Origin of the sequence: Anabaena sp. FACHB-83 (genome assembly GCF_014697485.1) — a bacterium.
Taxonomy (GTDB): domain Bacteria; phylum Cyanobacteriota; class Cyanobacteriia; order Cyanobacteriales; family Nostocaceae; genus Nostoc_B.
In genome coordinates this window covers 31,577-48,302 of the sequence record NZ_JACJRY010000032.1, presented here as the reverse complement: position 1 = coordinate 48,302, position 16,726 = coordinate 31,577, and the positions used below count along the sequence as shown (strand labels likewise).

At 42.4% G+C, this 16,726-nt stretch carries 17 protein-coding genes; 9 read left to right on the top strand and 8 right to left on the bottom strand.

Features of this window, described 5'->3' with window-relative positions; translation table 11 throughout:
* The first annotated feature begins 30 nt into the window (after window positions 1–30).
* On the top strand, window positions 31–1,584 hold the full coding sequence (locus H6G79_RS26540) for a GAF domain-containing sensor histidine kinase (protein ID WP_190593031.1): 1,554 nt from the start codon (window positions 31–33) through the stop codon (window positions 1,582–1,584).
* Between the two features lie 373 nt (window positions 1,585–1,957).
* Window positions 1,958–3,382 (top strand): IctB family putative bicarbonate transporter, encoded by a 1,425-nt coding sequence (locus H6G79_RS26535; protein ID WP_190593030.1) that lies wholly within the window; start codon window positions 1,958–1,960, stop codon window positions 3,380–3,382.
* A 298-nt stretch (window positions 3,383–3,680) separates the two neighbouring features.
* Here H6G79_RS26535 and H6G79_RS26530 read toward each other — a convergent pair whose 3' ends face one another.
* Entirely contained in the window at window positions 3,681–3,959 is a 279-nt protein-coding gene (locus H6G79_RS26530; protein ID WP_190593048.1) for a WGxxGxxG family protein, read from the bottom strand.
* A gap of 248 nt (window positions 3,960–4,207) precedes the next feature.
* Window positions 4,208–4,675, bottom strand: a complete 468-nt coding sequence (gene smpB / locus H6G79_RS26525) for an SsrA-binding protein SmpB (protein WP_190593029.1) — start codon at window positions 4,673–4,675, stop codon at window positions 4,208–4,210.
* Window positions 4,676–5,152: 477 nt separating this feature from the next.
* Here smpB and H6G79_RS26520 point away from each other — a divergent pair, with 477 nt between their 5' ends.
* Window positions 5,153–5,836 (top strand): response regulator transcription factor, encoded by a 684-nt coding sequence (locus H6G79_RS26520; protein ID WP_190593028.1) that lies wholly within the window; start codon window positions 5,153–5,155, stop codon window positions 5,834–5,836.
* A 120-nt stretch (window positions 5,837–5,956) separates the two neighbouring features.
* Here the strand turns inward: H6G79_RS26520 and H6G79_RS26515 are convergent, their stop codons facing one another.
* The 4 genes from H6G79_RS26515 to murC all read right to left on the bottom strand — a co-directional run bounded on the left by H6G79_RS26515 (window position 5,957) and on the right by murC (window position 9,684).
* Entirely contained in the window at window positions 5,957–6,442 is a 486-nt protein-coding gene (locus H6G79_RS26515) for a low molecular weight protein-tyrosine-phosphatase (RefSeq protein ID WP_190593027.1), read from the bottom strand.
* A 95-nt stretch (window positions 6,443–6,537) separates the two neighbouring features.
* On the bottom strand, window positions 6,538–6,885 hold the full coding sequence (locus H6G79_RS26510) for a YbaB/EbfC family nucleoid-associated protein (protein ID WP_190593026.1): 348 nt from the start codon (window positions 6,883–6,885) through the stop codon (window positions 6,538–6,540).
* A gap of 199 nt (window positions 6,886–7,084) precedes the next feature.
* Window positions 7,085–8,134 (bottom strand): UDP-N-acetylmuramate dehydrogenase, encoded by a 1,050-nt coding sequence (gene murB, locus H6G79_RS26505; protein WP_190593025.1) that lies wholly within the window; start codon window positions 8,132–8,134, stop codon window positions 7,085–7,087.
* Window positions 8,135–8,223: 89 nt separating this feature from the next.
* Window positions 8,224–9,684 (bottom strand): UDP-N-acetylmuramate--L-alanine ligase, encoded by a 1,461-nt coding sequence (murC, locus tag H6G79_RS26500; RefSeq protein ID WP_190593024.1) that lies wholly within the window; start codon window positions 9,682–9,684, stop codon window positions 8,224–8,226.
* 398 nt (window positions 9,685–10,082) lie between these two features.
* On the opposite strand from murC, the gene nadD reads away from it, so the two are divergent.
* Both nadD and H6G79_RS26490 read left to right on the top strand, forming a co-directional pair.
* Window positions 10,083–10,706 carry a nicotinate (nicotinamide) nucleotide adenylyltransferase gene (nadD, locus tag H6G79_RS26495; RefSeq protein ID WP_190593023.1) on the top strand — a complete coding sequence of 208 codons (624 nt, stop codon included), beginning with the start codon at window positions 10,083–10,085 and terminating at the stop codon, window positions 10,704–10,706.
* Between the two features lie 116 nt (window positions 10,707–10,822).
* On the top strand, window positions 10,823–11,836 hold the full coding sequence (locus H6G79_RS26490) for a type I glyceraldehyde-3-phosphate dehydrogenase (protein WP_190593022.1): 1,014 nt from the start codon (window positions 10,823–10,825) through the stop codon (window positions 11,834–11,836).
* Window positions 11,837–11,905: 69 nt separating this feature from the next.
* Here the strand turns inward: H6G79_RS26490 and thiL are convergent, their stop codons facing one another.
* Window positions 11,906–12,904, bottom strand: coding sequence for a thiamine-phosphate kinase (gene thiL / locus H6G79_RS26485; protein WP_190593021.1), 999 nt, complete (start codon window positions 12,902–12,904; stop codon window positions 11,906–11,908).
* A 141-nt stretch (window positions 12,905–13,045) separates the two neighbouring features.
* Here thiL and H6G79_RS26480 point away from each other — a divergent pair, with 141 nt between their 5' ends.
* Window positions 13,046–13,615 (top strand): Uma2 family endonuclease, encoded by a 570-nt coding sequence (locus H6G79_RS26480; protein WP_190593020.1) that lies wholly within the window; start codon window positions 13,046–13,048, stop codon window positions 13,613–13,615.
* Window positions 13,616–13,658: 43 nt separating this feature from the next.
* Here H6G79_RS26480 and H6G79_RS26475 read toward each other — a convergent pair whose 3' ends face one another.
* Complete coding sequence (locus H6G79_RS26475; RefSeq protein ID WP_190593019.1) at window positions 13,659–14,765, bottom strand: peptidylprolyl isomerase; 1,107 nt, start codon at window positions 14,763–14,765, stop codon at window positions 13,659–13,661.
* Between the two features lie 237 nt (window positions 14,766–15,002).
* Between H6G79_RS26475 and efp the strand changes: the two genes are divergently transcribed.
* From efp to H6G79_RS26460, 3 genes are all read left to right on the top strand, one after another.
* Complete coding sequence (gene efp / locus H6G79_RS26470; protein ID WP_190593018.1) at window positions 15,003–15,560, top strand: elongation factor P; 558 nt, start codon at window positions 15,003–15,005, stop codon at window positions 15,558–15,560.
* A gap of 214 nt (window positions 15,561–15,774) precedes the next feature.
* On the top strand, window positions 15,775–16,296 hold the full coding sequence (gene accB / locus H6G79_RS26465; protein WP_190593017.1) for an acetyl-CoA carboxylase biotin carboxyl carrier protein: 522 nt from the start codon (window positions 15,775–15,777) through the stop codon (window positions 16,294–16,296).
* A gap of 62 nt (window positions 16,297–16,358) precedes the next feature.
* Window positions 16,359–16,706 carry a helix-turn-helix transcriptional regulator gene (locus H6G79_RS26460; protein WP_062289993.1) on the top strand — a complete coding sequence of 116 codons (348 nt, stop codon included), beginning with the start codon at window positions 16,359–16,361 and terminating at the stop codon, window positions 16,704–16,706.
* Window positions 16,707–16,726: the final 20 nt, after the last annotated feature.

The window sequence follows — 16,726 nt, the reverse complement described above, 5'->3', positions numbered from 1 at the left end:
TATCGACGAATTATCAAGGTAGCGGTGGCAATGGTAGAGCCTGAAAATAACTTATTTGCTCTTAAGGATGGTTGGGCTTCTCAAGAAACAAGAGAACAACAGCGCCTCACCGTGCTGTCAGAACTTGGTTTGCGACAACCCGAAACAATACCAGTTTTTGAGGAAGCTACTCAAACGGCTGCCCATTTTTTGGAAGCACCAATTTCCATATTGGGATTTGTAGATCAGGAACGTCACTGGTTTAAGTCAGCAGTAGGTTTATCCAGACTGGGATTAATGAATCATTTGGCGCAAAACCGTCAGTTATTGCGCCGAGAATCTTTCTGTACCCAAGTCGTGGAAACTTGCAGAGAACTAGTCATTAACGACACTCATAAATATAGTAGTAATACTATTGTTACTAGTAAATTAGTACAAGAATATGGCATTCGCGCCTACTTGGGAGTGCCATTAATTGATTCTTCCGGTCATTGTTTGGGTGCCTTAGCCGTGATGGATTTGGTACCGCGCGAATTTAAAAACCGAGATATTGAATTTCTGCAAATCATTGCTCGTTGGAGCATGAGTGAGTTTGAACGCAACCGACTTTTGCAAAGTAGACCAGAAAAAAGCAATCAAAAGAATGGGTCTACTTTATTCATCAATGAAGAGTCTAGCAATGGCATTAAGCTCTCATCAGCGAGTTTAGAAAAAGAATCACATTCTACTAAACAGCTAAAACTAGAACTATTAGGTCAACTTACCCAAGAGTTACGTACTCCTTTAACTTCTGTGCTGGGTATGGCTAGTGTTTTAGGTAGAGAAATTTATGGGCCTTTGACAACCAAGCAAAGAGAGTACCTCGAAATTATCCAACATAGTGGTCGTTACTTACTTTCTCTCGTTAACGAGATCACTGAATTAGGTACTGTAGAGGACAATTCCCAGAGTCTCAACCTAGCTCCAGTAGACATCGAAATGTTATGCCAACAAGCTATTAATAGCTTAGAAGAGCCAGCTAACCGTCGGGAGCAAGATATTCGCCTATCAATAGAACCAGGGCGTGGTCGCATTTGGCCTTTGGATAAAGACAAAGTGCGGCAAATTCTTTATCACATGGTGTTTAGCGTAATTCAGTTATCCGCTACAGGTAGTATTGTGCGGATTCATGTCTCTTACAAGGAAAATACCCTGAATATTACTGTTTGGGTTTCACACCCTTGGTTGGGAGATGGAATTACTGAAGTTGATCCTTATTTTCGGCTTCATCCCTTATCTTTATTGGAATTGACCAATGAAGCAGTATCATACAGTGCTTATGCCGCAAACCCAGATGAATTAGGAGGTTTGACAATAGCACTAGAACAATCACCCAACTTAAATGATTCTTACTCAGATTTATTGATCGCTAATCCTGAGATGGAATTAGTTAAGAGTAATAATGGTTTATCTCGTGAAAGCTTAGGTTTGTTGCTCAGTTGTCAGCTGGCGGAATTGCATGGTGGACAAATTTCGATTCAAGGTTCAGCAGAATCTGGACACCGTTATGTACTGTCTTTACCACTACAAACGGCTAATACGAGCGAAGCTGTTAACGAAATTTAATCACAAGCTAATTCTTTTGAATCTACCCAACTACTAATTTTTTCCCATCAATCAGCATCATCAAATCAATCAACACTCGTCTTCAGAGACATCAGAGGCTGAGATTAAAAAATATTTCGTTATTCAAGGATAAGGAGGACAGAAGTATTGTGGAGTAAACAAATGAGATGATTTATTTGTGGGATTACCTTAAGTAAAAAGATTAAAATCTTAAATTTCGATTTCTGTCCAATTTTTAGATGTGATATTCCGATTTTCGCCCAAATGCAATATTAACTTGCGATCGCTGTTGTTCTCTGTTTATAATCACCCGCATTATCATTGAGGGCAAGTTCTGTCTGTGCAGTTCGGCTCATTAAATGCAGCGTGTCTTATGAATTTAGTCTGGCAACGATTGACTTTATCTGATTTACCACTCAAAGAATACCTGGCAACGAGCTATTTACGTCGTTGTTCGATTGGTTTGCTGAACTCCTGGCGGCAAAGTAGCATTTTGCTTCAGTGGGGAGACATAATTGCAGCTGCTTTAATCAGCTTAATTTATGTTCTTGCGCCTTTTGTATCGAGTACATTGATTGGAGTACTGCTGATAGCATGTGTAGGTTTTTGGCTGTTGTTGACTTTATCTGATGAACCAATACCAGTCAACGCACCATTAGTCACGCCGATTCACTTGTTGGTATTGCTTTATTGGGGAATTGCTGTGGTAGCTACAGCATTATCACCAGTGAAAAAGGCTGCTTTAAATGACTTGGCAACTTTAACACTATATTTGTTGCTGTTTGCTCTTTGTGCTAGGGTACTCAGGTCGCCACGACTCCGGTCTTGGATTATTACGTTATATCTACATATATCGCTAATTGTTAGTGTATATGGATTAAGGCAATGGTTTTTTGGTGCTGCCCAATTAGCTACATGGGTAGATCCAGAATCACCTTTGTCTAAAACAACTAGGGTTTATAGTTATTTGGGTAATCCTAACTTGTTGGCTGGTTATTTAATGCCAGCTGTCGTTTTGAGTTTAGTGGCAATTTTTGTTTGGCAAGGTTGGGTCAAAAAAGCTTTAGCGTTGACAATGGTAGTTGTGAATGCGGCTTGCTTAGTTTTGACTTTTAGCCGTGGTGGCTGGATTGGCCTAGTAGTAGGAGTTTTAACAGCGATCGCATTATTAGTTTATTGGCAGAGTTTACAGCTACCTCCTTTTTGGCGTACTTGGTCACTGCCGATCATTATGGGCGGTTTGCTGGGATTATTGATACTGGCAGTCATCTTTGTTGAGCCTGTACGTTTGCGAGTTTTTAGTATTTTTGCCGATCGCCAAGATAGTAGTAACAATTATCGCCGCAATGTTTGGGATGCTGTTTTTGAAATGATCCGCGATCGGCCTATTATTGGTATTGGCCCCGGTCACAACGCTTTTAATAAAGTTTACCCACTTTATCAACGTCCTCGTTATAGTGCTTTAAGCGCCTACTCAATTCTGCTAGAGGTGGCTGTGGAAACTGGCTTTGTTGGTTTGGCTTGTTTCCTGTGGTTGATAGTAGTCACCTTCAACTCAGCATTTATGCAACTGCGGAGATTGCGCGAATCTGGAAATGTTCAAGGTTTTTGGCTAATTGGTGCTTGTGCAACTTTACTGGGAATGTTAGCCCACGGTACTGTAGATACAATTTGGTTCCGGCCGGAAGTAAATACACTTTGGTGGTTGATGGTGGCTATCATTGCAAGTTACTGGCGGCCACTACATCAAGATAGTAACCAAGCCATTAATTCATCTAATCCAGAGTCTGCTAGTTAACATTGACAGGACTTAAGCCGTAGGATGCAAAATCAAGGTTTAGGAAAAGGTGTAGGTGTTCAAAACCCTTACATCCTTAAACCCATCCTCAACAGACAACCTTTGTGCGTAATTCCTGACTGATACCATTTTGGATTTTAGATTTTAGATTTTGGATTGGGTAAGGGTTGATCGGTAAGCTTTTGAGCCATCAATCTGTCGCAATCATTTTTTAATTTGGTATGAGATAAATGGGCAAGTTTCCACTGCAAACTTGCCCATTTCTGTTGTTGATGTTGCCGCATTTTATTTTGTGGTGCTAGTCCCTGTAGCTAGTAGCACCAGGGGCATTAGGATCACGATAGCGGGTAGGTTCATCGTTATGCTTTCTACCAGCTAAACCTGCTAAACCAATGAGACCTAATAATCCCAACCAACCCCAATCAAAATCATTGCGAGCGTAAGTTGTTGTTCTGGGCGCATCACCAGTAGTTGTAGTAGTGTTGTCTTGAGCTTGCACAGGCAATGTTAAAGGCATAATTGCCATACCTAATGTTAATACTCCAGCACTAACAGCTTGAGTCAAGTTGAGTTTCATGGTGAGGTTCCTTGTTGGTTCCATAGTTACTCACCACTGTATCGACTCCTAGGGAAACCAGAATCAATCTGTAGCCATAAACTAGGCTGTTTATCAACTCACGCTGAGGGTATATAAAGAAAAAGTGTGAAGTCTGAATTTTGAAGTCTGAAATATTTTCCTTATACTTTCTTGATTAAAAGTGATGAGTAAAAATACTAGCCCCTAGCCTCTAGTCTCCAGCCTCTCTCCTAACTATTAACCATTGACTAATAATTTTTCATCGCCCTTTGAATATCCCGTTGATCCTGACGACGTTTGAGGTCTTCTCGCTTGTCATGGAGTTTTTTACCTTTACCAAGGGCAATGCTGATTTTTACCCAGCCTCGCTTGAGATACATTTTTAAAGGTACTAGTGTCAAACCCTGCTGTTCTACTTTGCCAATCAACTTCCGAATTTCCTGGCGATGCAGCAATAACTTGCGTGTGCGTCGGGGTTCATGGTTAAAATATTGCCCACTCGCAGTATATGGAGAAATATGCACATTAATTAGCCATATTTCTCCATCACGAATCAAAGCATAACCATCTTGGAGATTCACCTTGCCAGCACGAATGGATTTCACCTCCGTTCCAGTCAACTGCACACCAGCTTCATAAGTTTCCAAGATTTCATACAAATAACGGGCTTGACGGTTGTCGCTAATGACTTTGTAACTTTCGCTTTTTTCACTCATTGATATTTTTATAAGTTTAAATGTGTTGCCAAAATCCTTGAGATTGGCAGGTGAATTTATAGAGGCATATTAAACCACTATAAATTAATTATTCTCGGAATATCAGTGTTATTCTATTAATCTAGCTTTTGACAACTATCAAGTAAAATGTTTTTTGCCTCACAAGTTGCTGCATTATGATTTATAAAGTCAATATGATTTACGGTATGGTGAGTTATTACTCTGAGTTAATTGCAATTTGTGAAGAATTACAAAAGTCTCTATGTCTAGCAAGCACTAGCTATACAACCTACGTTAAACTGCTTGAGTCACTCCTAATGATTTAAGATTTTCTTTATAATTTATCTATTCGGGCAGTCATTAGCTGGTAATCCTGTCATAGTATGAAACATAAGAACACTATTATTAGCTGTGTTCACTGAAAAAGCGCGTAGAAGCAAATTTCCAAATAATAAAAATGCTAGGGGTGTACTGTCCATGCCCTTGACGATCCTTGTGGTGGATGACGACCTGGGCACTCGTCTGTCTATTAGCGATTATCTTGAACTGTCTGGCTACTCGGTGATCACGGCTAATGACGGTCAAGAAGCTTTGGCAATGGTAGAAGAATACTGTCCTGATTTAATTGTCACTGATATAGTCATGCCAAGGATGAATGGTTATGAACTGGTACGCCGAGTGCGCCAACAACCAGGATTCCGTTTGTTGCCTGTAATTTTATTAACAGCACGTACCAAGACCCAAGAGAGAATTTTGGGCTATCAGTCGGGTTGTGATTTATACTTACCCAAGCCGTTTGAGTTAGAGGAATTAGCGGCGGCTATTCGCAATTTATTGGAGCGATCGCAAATCATTCAATCACAATACCGCGTTTCTCATAAAGAAAATCTGACTAATTCGACTCCAGCAACAGCTGTAGAAGCTCAGAACTCTGTCTTTACTCACCTAGACAAACCAGAGTTTTTCTCTTCCCTGACTTCCAGAGAACAAGAAGTTTTAGAACTGCTGACTCATGGTTTGTCAAATGTGGAAATGGGTCAACAATTACACCTGAGTCCCAGAACGGTAGAAAAGTACGTTAGTAGTTTATTAAGAAAAACCGCTACCAGTAACCGAGCTGAACTGGTACGGTTTGCAATGAAACATGGTCTAGTCGAATAACTATCGAACTTACCCATTGATACAAAAAATTAAGGCTTTGGAAGAGGGTGTAGGGATACCCCTACACCCATTTTTCAAAAATAACCTTTGTGCGTAAGTTATAAACTATTTGTGCATCAATCAAGCTTGTAATTCTTGCTGCGTAATCTCCTGAAGTAGACCTTCACAAGCATCCACCAGTAAATCGATGACTTGATTAAATCCCTCCACTCCCCCGTAGTAGGGATCGGGAACTTCTTTCAGGTTATGTTGAGTGCAAGAATCACACATTAAGCGCACTTTGTGGTGATATTTGCCAGTGGGATCAAGAGCAAGAATATCATCGTAATTGTCTCGATCCATTGCCAAAATCAAATCAAACTCCTGAAAATCTGACTTGGCAAATTGTCTGGCTCGACCACGCAGTTGAATTCCTAATTTAGCAGCCGCCGCCGCACTCATCCGGCGGTCAGGCGGACTACCAATGTGATAGCTAGATGTACCAGCAGAATCACAGATAATGCTGTTACTTAATCCAGCCTGATCGACGAGATGATTCATGATGTTTTCTGCCGATGGCGAACGACAGATGTTTCCCAGGCAGACAAACAACAGTTTGTAGGGCATAGGTATTTTTTGTACTTTATCCTTTGTCCTGTGTCACTTGTCATTTGCCATTTGTACAAACTAATGACTAATGACTCATGACTAATGACTCATGACTAAAATCCAGGCAATTCCAGTCCACTGGTCAATTCTTCCATCCGTTCCCGCATTGTGGCTGTGGATTTGGTGTAAGCATCTTTCATCGCTGCTGTTACAAGGTCGGAAAGTAATTCTGCACCTTGTGCTAAGGCATCAGGAGAAATTTCTACTCGTTTGGGTTCTTGGTTGCCACTGACAATGACCTTGACCAAACCACCACCAGCTTCTCCTTGAATTTCCATTTGCTCCAATTCTTCTTGGAGTCGCTTTGCACCTTCTTGAACTTGCTGCGCTTTTTTGAAGGCTTCGGCAAGTTCTTTCATTTTGCCTAAGCCAAAGCCGAATCCTTGTCCTTTACCTGTCATAATTGATTGTCCGCGTGTGCTTTCAATAACAAATCACATTCAATTATAGATGCGGGTGGTAATTTGCCACTTTTATTACTAATAATTAATGGTGGGGAATAGGGAATAGGGAATAAGGGCTAGGAAAGAGAAGATTAAATATCGCTGGCTATGAATCAAATTCCTCACTAGCCTCTAACCTCTAACCCCTAGCCTCTCCTTAGCCACAAGCTGCTTGAAACTCACCCATCATTTTGACTTCTGGCTCTAACAAAATCGACCAGCGTTCTTGCACTTGTTCTTGGATGTGACGAATCAGGCAGAAAATATCACTGGCTTTAGCTCCACCGCGATTCACAATAAAATTGGCATGGAGTTGAGCTACCTGTGCGCCACCGATTTGATAGCCTTTGAGTCCGGTTTGTTCAATTAACCAACCTGCTGCATAGGGTTTGGGGTTACGGAAGACGCTACCGCAACTGGGGAAGTTATAAGGTTGGGTGGAGAGTCGATGTTGTTTGTGTTGTTTAGTCACAGCTAAAACTGTGGCGGGGTCGGCTCCTGGTTGCAGTTGGAAGGTTGCTTGGGTGACGATGCGTTGGCAACGCCTCTCCGTTCGCGCAGCGTCTCCGCCAGGAGAAGGAGACTCGCTACCTTGGAGTAATGAAGTTCGATAGCTGTAACCCATTTGTTCAGGACTGAAAGTTTCGAGTGTGCCATCAGGAGATAGAACTTCGGCACTAACCAAGATATCTGCGATGCAGCTATTATGTGCGCCAGCATTCATCACGACAGCACCACCCACAGTACCAGGAATACCAACAGCCCACTCTAAACCTTGCCATCCTAGTTGTGCTGCTTCCCATGCTAGGCTGGGAATCGGTTCTCCCGCAGCAACTGTTAATAAACCTGTTTCTGGGTCAAAGTGGGTGTGGCGTAGGTGGCGTGTGGCAACCACTAGTCCAGGTAAACCGCGATCGCTTACTAGCAGGTTAGAACCTGCACCTAATGTTGTTACAGTTAAGTTATGTTCTTTTGCATAATTCAAGCTGGCTTGCAGTGCTTCTAAGTTCCGAGGCGCAACGTACCATTCTGCTGCTCCGCCAACTCTGTAAGAAGTAAACGCAGACAACGCAGCCTGAGACCTGATCATGCAATCTGTACCTGGTAAATAAATTATTTTGTTATCTGATGATTTATCTGTTTCCTGTTTCTGTGTAGGTGTAGCAGAAACTGTGCAGATGTTTCCAGCTGCCTGGGAGATTTTCATTTTGACATCAATTTTGTGAAATTTTTACATTTTTCTGCCGCAAAAATACAGCAAGGGATATGAATTAATGGTGCCGTTACTCAACGGTCTTAAGAGGTGGCTGTAGCAGCCTCACAAAGTGTAGTAATTAATTCTGGTATGACTTGATTGAGATTTCCTGCACCAAGGAACAAAGCTAAGTCGCCGGGGCGTAGCGTTTTGAGTAAAAACTCGCGCACTAGGGGTAAAGTTGGTTGATACACTACCTGGGGATGAAACTTACCAACTTCTGCTGCTAACTGTTCCCCACTGATTTGCCCTAAGTTGGGTTCCCCTGCACTGTAAATATCAGTCAAGACAACCAAATCAGCATGAGCAAAGGACTGAGAAAATTCTTCTAAAAATGTCAGTGTGCGACTGTAACGGTGGGGTTGGAAGATCGCCACCACTCTTTGTCCTGGTCTAGCCTGGAGACGCGCCGCCGCAAGGGTAGCCCGCAGTTCGCTGGGGTGATGGGCATAATCATCAATAAATGTAATACCATCAACTTCTCCACGAAACTCAAAGCGTCGTCTTGCACCTTCAAAAGTGGCAATAGCTTTGGCAATTTCACCGAATTCTAAATTTAAAATGCGACCAACAGCCACTGCGGCTAAAGCATTGCTCAGGTTATGCCGACCGAGTAAGCGTAATTTTAATACACCTAAAGCTTTACCACGTTCCCAAACTAAAGCTGTGGTGCCATCGTGACGATAGTCAATATTGGTCACGCTATAGTCAGCATTTGTATCTTGATGTAGACTGTAGCTGATTGTCGGTTTTAGGCGATCGCGTACTGTTTCACAATCAATACTGCCGATTAAGGTCTTGCAACCTTGGGCAAATTTTTGGAAAGTATCAACCACCTCATCTAATGTGTCGTAGTGGTCAGGGTGGTCTAGTTCAATATTAGTGATAATGCCAATCTCCGGCGCGTGTTTCACCAAAGAACCATCAGATTCATCTGCTTCTGCTACTAGATATTGGCTTTCTCCTAAGCGAGCATTGCCTTCCCAAGCATTGACTTCACCGCCTACCAAAATGGTGGGATCTAAACCAGCTTGTAAGAGCATGTAACCAATCATGCTACTGGTTGTAGTTTTGCCATGCGTACCTGCGACAGCAATACTCTTATAATCAGCAATCAAAGCAGCAAGTACATCTGAACGATGTAATATCGGACAGCCTAATTCTAAAGCAGCTTTATATTCTAAATTGTTAGTGTTAATTGCAGTGGAACAAATTACTTGAGGTAGTGAGGACTCAATAGCAGCTGATAATTCCTGTGAACTTAATGCTGCTGCATTCGTCATCACCTTGGGGCGAAAGAATTCAAGATTACTTGCTTCTTGCTTGCCAAAAATATGTGTACCGATAGATTCTAACTTGTGCGTAATATGATTTGGCCGAACATCTGAACCTGATACTGGCAATTGACGCTTTGCCAGTACATAAGCTAGAGCCGACATTCCTATGCCACCAATTCCAATAAAATGGAATGGTCTACCGCCGAAATCCACAGCATTATTCATTGATTACTCCTCTTACACCACACCATATTCACAAATGACACGCGTATCATAACAGGAATTTGTTTTTTACCGTAAATTTTTCTACACCTTTTTTATGCTGGCTGTCGGAGAGCTTTTCCGCTTTCGTTATGTGGATCGAGAATGATTTTACCTTTGTAGGAGGTTTTTGCTATTTCTGAACTGTTTTTAAGATTATTCTGAAAATTTCCACTGCATCGGGAAAGAAATTCTTGTAAGGAGAAATACATACTTTTTAGATTCCTGACTAGTAAGGGCTACGATAATACATTCCTAGCCAAATGAGTTTTAAATTTCATCAAGCTAAGGCATGAATTGAGTACAATAATACATTGACAGTGAAATTGTGTTTCAAATGTAGAAAGCCTGGGTAAGAGCAGATGCAACATCTGGCAATTTTCGGTGGCACATTTGATCCAATTCATTGGGGACACTTACTCATCGCCGAAATGGCTTTGTCTCAAGCACCCCTAGATCAAATAATTTGGGTACCATCGTTCAATCCTCCACACAAAAAAGCAGCACGATTTGAGCATCGAGCAAAGATGCTGGAAATAACTACAAGAGACAACCCAGCTTTTACTGTCTCCTTGGTGGAGTCAAATCGCTCTGGAACCTCTTACGCTATCAACACGTTGATTGACCTATCGGCTGTTTATTCAAATACTCATTGGTACTGGATTTTGGGTTTGGATACTTTCCAAACCTTACCTCGGTGGTACCGTAGACAAGAGTTAGTACAAATGTGTGACTGGTTGATTGCGCCCCGACAATTAGATGGTGATCAAGCTAAAAGCAACATTATCTGCCAGCAAGTTGAGCAACAACTACAACAGCAGTCACTTACCATTCACTGGCAATTCTTGAATATACCCTTAGTGGGAGTTTCGTCAAGTCTTATTCGCAAACTTTCTTGCCAAAATCAATCTATTAAGTATTTAGTTCCAGAGCCGGTTAGATTCTACATCACGACCAATAACCTCTATTCAGAAAAATCTGAATAAAATATATATTTTTTTTTGGATCTAACACTTTATAGTTATTAATACTCCCCCCCTTTGCGATATGATTGGGTTCAAAGATATCAACTTATAGGCATAAATACAGAGGGCAAGACACTGTGATTAGAGTCGCAATCAACGGTTTCGGGCGCATCGGGCGTAACTTTGCACGTTGTTGGCTAGGTCGGCAAAATAGCAATATCGACCTTGTAGCTGTCAATGACACATCAGATCCTAGAACAAATGCTCACCTCCTGAAGTATGACTCAATGCTTGGGAAGTTAAAGGATGTTGACATTACCGCCGATGATAACTCTATCATCGTTAACGGTAAAACCATTAAATGCGTATCTGATCGCAATCCAGAAAACTTGCCCTGGAGAGAATGGGGAATTGACCTGATTATTGAAGCAACTGGGGTATTTACTAGCAAAGAGGGAGCTTTAAAGCACGTAAATGCTGGAGCCAAAAAGGTTCTGATTACTGCTCCTGGGAAAAATGAAGATGGTACTTTCGTTATCGGCGTGAATCATCACGATTACGATCACAATGTACACCACATTATTAGTAATGCCAGCTGCACTACCAACTGTTTGGCTCCTATTGCCAAGGTGCTGAATGATAAATTCGGTATCATTAAAGGCACAATGACCACCACCCACAGCTACACCGGAGACCAGCGTTTGCTAGATGCTTCTCACCGCGATGTACGTCGGGCAAGAGCAGCAGCCATCAACATTGTTCCCACCTCTACAGGTGCAGCAAAAGCAGTGGCGCTAGTAATTCCAGAACTCAAAGGTAAGCTGAATGGTGTTGCCTTACGTGTACCAACCCCGAACGTCTCAATGGTAGATTTCGTTGTTCAGGTTGAGAAGCGTACTATTACGGAAGAAGTCAACCAAGCCCTCAAGGATGCCTCAGAAGGTTCACTCAAAGGTATTCTAGACTACAGTGAGCTTCAGTTGGTATCCTCAGACTACCAAGGTACTGATGCTTCTTCTATTGTTGATGCCAGCTTGACTTTAGTAATGGGCAGTGACTTAGTAAAAGTTATGGCTTGGTATGACAATGAGTGGGGTTATAGCCAACGTGTTCTAGATTTGGCTGAACTAGTAGCCCAGAAGTGGCAATAATTTGTCAATGGTCATTTGTCATTTGTCATTGGTCTTGGAACTCATGACAAAGGACTAAGGACAAACTCACTATTGACCAAAATGTTGAAATCCCTGACTAAGACTAAGAACTTGGTCAGGGATTTGTTGATGTTGGTCACGTAATAACACTTGTGAACCAGATGTAATAGTACCGATAATTGCTGCGTCTTGGTTGAGTTGCTGTACTAGGGCATTTGCTTGTGTGGGTGGTAAGCAAAGTACTAATTCAAAGTCTTCACCACCGTAGAGGGCGTATTCTATTGCTTGTTCTGGTTTGAGCCAATTGGTAAAGATAGCTGGAAAAGGGATTTTTTGGCGGTCGATAACTGCACCTACATTACTGGCGCGACAAATTTGTAAAACTGCATCTGCTAAACCATCACTACTATCCATTCCGGCTACGGGGAGTGGTGAAGTGAAAATTTCCCAGAGTATGGGTAAGACATCTAAACGGGGTTGAGGGCGTTGGTGAGCTTTGATAAGGGTGGTCTTTTCTACTGGAGAGAGGTTCTGCCCTAATTGGGGACGCAAGAGCAGTTGTAAGCCCGCGTGGGAGGCTCCATGAACACCTGTAACCACGATCGCCATTCCCACTTTAGCAGCAGAACGGCGGATAATTCGCTGGGGATCAACTTGACCAAAGGCGGTAATGGAGATGGTTGCAGTTGGCGATCGCACTACATCACCACCGACAATTGGGGTATGGTATTTTTGCAAGCATTCTGTCATTCCTTGGTACAGTCGCTCTACCCAACTTACCTGTAAATCACCAGGTAGCCCCAAACCAACAGTAATACCTAAAGGAGTAGCCCCCATTGCAGCTAAATCTGATAAATTCGCGGCTGCGGCTCGCCAACCAGCATCCTCTGGGGAAGTAGTAGCATCACTGAAGTGTACGCCATCAACTAAAACATCGGTAGTTACTACTAGTGATGTTCCTGGCGGTGTTTCTAGAACTGCTGCATCGTCTCCGATAATTTCTGGGGGGCAGAAGCTTTGTAATTTTGCTAATAGTCCTTGTTCGCCAATGTCTTTAACTTTGGTCATTGGTCATTTGTCATTATTCCATAGTCAATTGTCCTTTGTTTTGTCCCTTCTCCTTGTCTTACCTACACCCTTGCACCTTTACCTCCCCTACTTTCTACTCCCTCAAGTTACGATAATGGTATAGTTTAGGAGACTGTGGGGATGGTCGCTACACCAGTAATAAAGCTCACATTTGAAGAGTATTTAACCTATGATGATGGCAGTGGTTTTCACTACGAGTTAGTGGATGGCAGGCTGGAATTAATGAACCCTCCTACAATTGAACATTTTTTAATTGTCGAATTTTTAGCTACCGTATTAAAACTAGAAATCGCACGTTTAAGTTTACCTTGGCTAACTTTTCGGGAAACTGGGACGAGAACAGGAAGAAATAAGTCTAGGTTAACTGATTTGTGTGTGGTAACACAGGAGCAAGCCAGAGATTTACTAAAGGCTTCAGCTGTGTTTGAGACAACACCATTACTGGTTGTAGAAGTAGTCAGTCCAGATTCTATCAAGCGGGACTATCGCCATAAGCGGTCTGAGTATGCGGCGGTTGGTGTGCCGGAATATTGGATTGTAGACCCGTTAGAATTAAAAGTTACTGTATTGCTGCTGGAAGAAGGATTTTACGAAGAGACAGTGTTTACGGCTGACCAGAAAATTGTATCGCAGACGTTTCCCGAATTAGCGATCGCTCCTCATCAAATATTCGCGGCGGGAAATGTGTGAAGTAGGAAGTATGAAATTTAACACTTCATACTTCCTACTTGATTTAGGCTGCTTGGGGTTGGACTAGATTCTCTATGCCTTGAGTTACTGTTGCAGATTCGATTTTGTCACCAGCTTTGAGTTTATCTAAAACATCTCTGCCTTCTGTGAGATAACCAAATACTGAGTAACGACCATCCAGCAAGTTACGTCCGGCGGGGGTGAGTTCTGGTTCAAACAAGAAAAAGAACACTTGCGAAGAACCACCATTTACTTCGCTTTCGGGACGTGCCATTGCTAATGCACCAAAGGAAGAGAACGGTAAAACTGGCATATCCAAATAACGACCAGCATCTTCTAAGGTAATGCCATAAGTTGGTGCTTTATCTCCTTCGACTAGAATTTCTAAAGGAATTGCCCGATATTTGCCTGTTTTGGGGTCAATAAAACCTTGTTCTTTACCTGGGGGGTCGCCTGTTTGCAAGACGTAGGATTCTTCAGAGCGAGTAAATTCTAACCCGTTATAAAAACCCCTTTGGACTAAATCTACAAAGTTACCAGCCGTCACAGGTGCGCTATAACCATCTACAACAACGGTTAAATCGCCTTTATTGGTTTTAATTGCAATGGTCGCACGTCCTTTGAGTTGGGCTAAATTACTGTATTCTTCTGGGACTTCAAAGGGAAATTGCTGCACCATTGACTCTTCTAGCAAAGAAACTAAACTCAGCAATTTGTTTCGCCCTTGCAGAATTTTTTCTTTATCTTTGGATTGTGTCAATTCTTGCAGTTTAATTACGCCAGATTTTAATTCTTCAAGCCATGCTGTGGCTTGGGGTTGGCGTTCTTCGGGGACGCTTGCTAAGATTTGTGAAGGCTTATCAAGCACGCGAGATGCTTTACTCAGGTCTTTGGAGACAGCACCCCAGCGTCGATTAGCTCGCAACTGAGTTGATATGTCTTCTAGACTGGCTTGCAGTTGCCTGACTGGTTCATTTTTGATTGGGAGTGCATAACGCAACAAAGCTTTGCCGTCGGTAATTGCATTGCCAGAGGGCAAGGCGGCATTACTGGAGGGAGTCCAGCCAGCTGTATTGATGCCTAAAAATATAACTACCAACAGTATTGTTACTAGGCTGGACTTTAGCCAGGATTTTATTAACTTAAACATGAGTATGGCTCAAATGCAGCATGAATATTGTTGACTGGGCGGAACCCATCAATAATCTTCCCATAGTTAGGAGTGCTGAGTGAGTTGGGAGTTGGGAGTGGAGAGTTGGGGTGCAGAGGAGAATCACAAATGACCAATGACCAAGGACGAAGGACAATTGACTCTTGACTAATTAACCAATTACTCCGCTAGAAGGGTACAATAAATGCCGATTGTCTTCCAACATTTGAAAGCTTCATGATCTCTAGTAACGACTTTCGACCCGGTGTATCAATTGTATTAGACGGGTCTGTATGGCGGGTGGTTGATTTTCTCCACGTTAAACCCGGTAAAGGTTCGGCGTTTGTCCGCACCACGCTGAAAAACGTTCAAAGTGGCAAAGTTCTTGAAAGAACTTTCCGGGCTGGGGAAACTGTGCCGCAAGCAACTTTGGAAAAAAGCACAATGCAGCATACCTATAAAGAGGGCGATGAGTTCGTCTTTATGGATATGGAAAGTTATGACGAAGGACGACTCAGTGCCGCACAAATTGGCGATCGCGTCAAATACCTCAAGGAAGGTATGGAAGTGAACGTGATTCGTTGGGACGATGTAGTTCTAGAAGTGGAATTACCTAACTCTGTGGTGCTAGAAGTTATCGAAACTGATCCTGGTGTCAAGGGTGATACGGCCACAGGTGGTACTAAACCAGCCAAAGTAGAAACTGGTGCAACTGTAATGGTTCCCTTGTTTATTTCTCAAGGAGAACGGATTCGGATTGATACTCGTGAAGATAAATATTTAGGCAGGGAATAAATTTTCTCTTAAATTTTAGAGTTAATTGTGATTTAAATCCCTATATAGGGTTTAAATCCCTGCCCTAATACCATATTGGATTTGCGATTTTAGATTTTTGGGTTGGAAATAACTGTCTGTGTTTTAGTTGTATCTATCCATCAGTCTCAATCATTTATTCAATTGGTATCACATAAAATAATCATTTTACGGACAGGTTGAGGTAATAAAAGCTGTGCCATTGGACTTTAATGAAATCCGTCAACTGCTGGTAACTATTGCACAAACAGATATTGCAGAAGTAACTCTCAAAAGTGATGACTTTGAGCTATCGGTACGTAAAGCTGGCAGCATAAACAATCACGCTGTACCGCAAGCTGGTATTGGTGGTGTGGCGACAGTAACAACGATTGCAGCCGGAGGAGTAGCACCAACGCTATCTCCAGAGAGAATTTTAGATACTGCTGGTGCAGGTGTACAGGTGACAGGAAATGCACCTTCAGCGATAGATCAAAGATTAGTAGAAGTTGCTTCGCCAATGGTAGGGACTTTTTATCGCGCCCCTGCACCAGGGGAAGCACCATTTGTGGAAGTAGGCGATCGCGTCCGTCAGGGTCAAAGTGTGTGTATCATTGAAGCTATGAAGCTGATGAACGAAATCGAAGCCGAAATATCAGGGCAAGTTATGGAAATTCTGGTTCAAAATGGAGAACCTGTAGAATATGGTCAACCTTTGATGCGAATTAACCCTGATTAAGTATTAATGTATATATGAAATGAGTGATTGTTAACCTTGTCTGTTTTTACGGATCATTCCTGATGAAACAAGCGTTGCCTGTACCGCCGGAAGTGGTGCAACAAGTAGCCGAATATTTCAGCCTGTTAAGTGAGCCGATGCGTCTACGGCTACTGCACTTACTACGGGATGAAGAAAAATGTGTACAAGAATTGGTAGAGGCAACACAAACTTCCCAGGCGAATGTCTCCAAACACCTGAAAGTAATGTGGCAAGCCGGAATCCTCAGCCGTCGCAGTGAAGGCACTTGCGCTTACTATCGGGTGGAAGACGAAATGATTTTTGAGTTGTGTAATCAGGTGTGCGATCGCATCGCTACAAGGTTAGAACAGCAAGCTCGTAACTTTCGCGTTCTGAATACAAAACTTTAGGTCAGGTGTCATTTGTCATT

Coding starts and splice junctions, on each gene's coding strand:
- H6G79_RS26540 (WP_190593031.1), top strand. CDS start 31: ATGGTAGAGCCTGAAAATAACTTATTTGCTCTTAAGGATGGTTGGGCT.
- H6G79_RS26535 (WP_190593030.1), top strand. CDS start 1,958: ATGAATTTAGTCTGGCAACGATTGACTTTATCTGATTTACCACTCAAA.
- H6G79_RS26530 (WP_190593048.1), bottom strand. CDS start 3,959: ATGAAACTCAACTTGACTCAAGCTGTTAGTGCTGGAGTATTAACATTA.
- smpB (WP_190593029.1), bottom strand. CDS start 4,675: ATGAGTGAAAAAAGCGAAAGTTACAAAGTCATTAGCGACAACCGTCAA.
- H6G79_RS26520 (WP_190593028.1), top strand. CDS start 5,153: ATGCCCTTGACGATCCTTGTGGTGGATGACGACCTGGGCACTCGTCTG.
- H6G79_RS26515 (WP_190593027.1), bottom strand. CDS start 6,442: ATGCCCTACAAACTGTTGTTTGTCTGCCTGGGAAACATCTGTCGTTCG.
- H6G79_RS26510 (WP_190593026.1), bottom strand. CDS start 6,885: ATGACAGGTAAAGGACAAGGATTCGGCTTTGGCTTAGGCAAAATGAAA.
- murB (WP_190593025.1), bottom strand. CDS start 8,134: ATGAAAATCTCCCAGGCAGCTGGAAACATCTGCACAGTTTCTGCTACA.
- murC (WP_190593024.1), bottom strand. CDS start 9,684: ATGAATAATGCTGTGGATTTCGGCGGTAGACCATTCCATTTTATTGGA.
- nadD (WP_190593023.1), top strand. CDS start 10,083: ATGCAACATCTGGCAATTTTCGGTGGCACATTTGATCCAATTCATTGG.
- thiL (WP_190593021.1), bottom strand. CDS start 12,904: ATGACCAAAGTTAAAGACATTGGCGAACAAGGACTATTAGCAAAATTA.
- H6G79_RS26480 (WP_190593020.1), top strand. CDS start 13,046: ATGGTCGCTACACCAGTAATAAAGCTCACATTTGAAGAGTATTTAACC.
- H6G79_RS26475 (WP_190593019.1), bottom strand. CDS start 14,765: ATGTTTAAGTTAATAAAATCCTGGCTAAAGTCCAGCCTAGTAACAATA.
- efp (WP_190593018.1), top strand. CDS start 15,003: ATGATCTCTAGTAACGACTTTCGACCCGGTGTATCAATTGTATTAGAC.
- H6G79_RS26460 (WP_062289993.1), top strand. CDS start 16,359: ATGAAACAAGCGTTGCCTGTACCGCCGGAAGTGGTGCAACAAGTAGCC.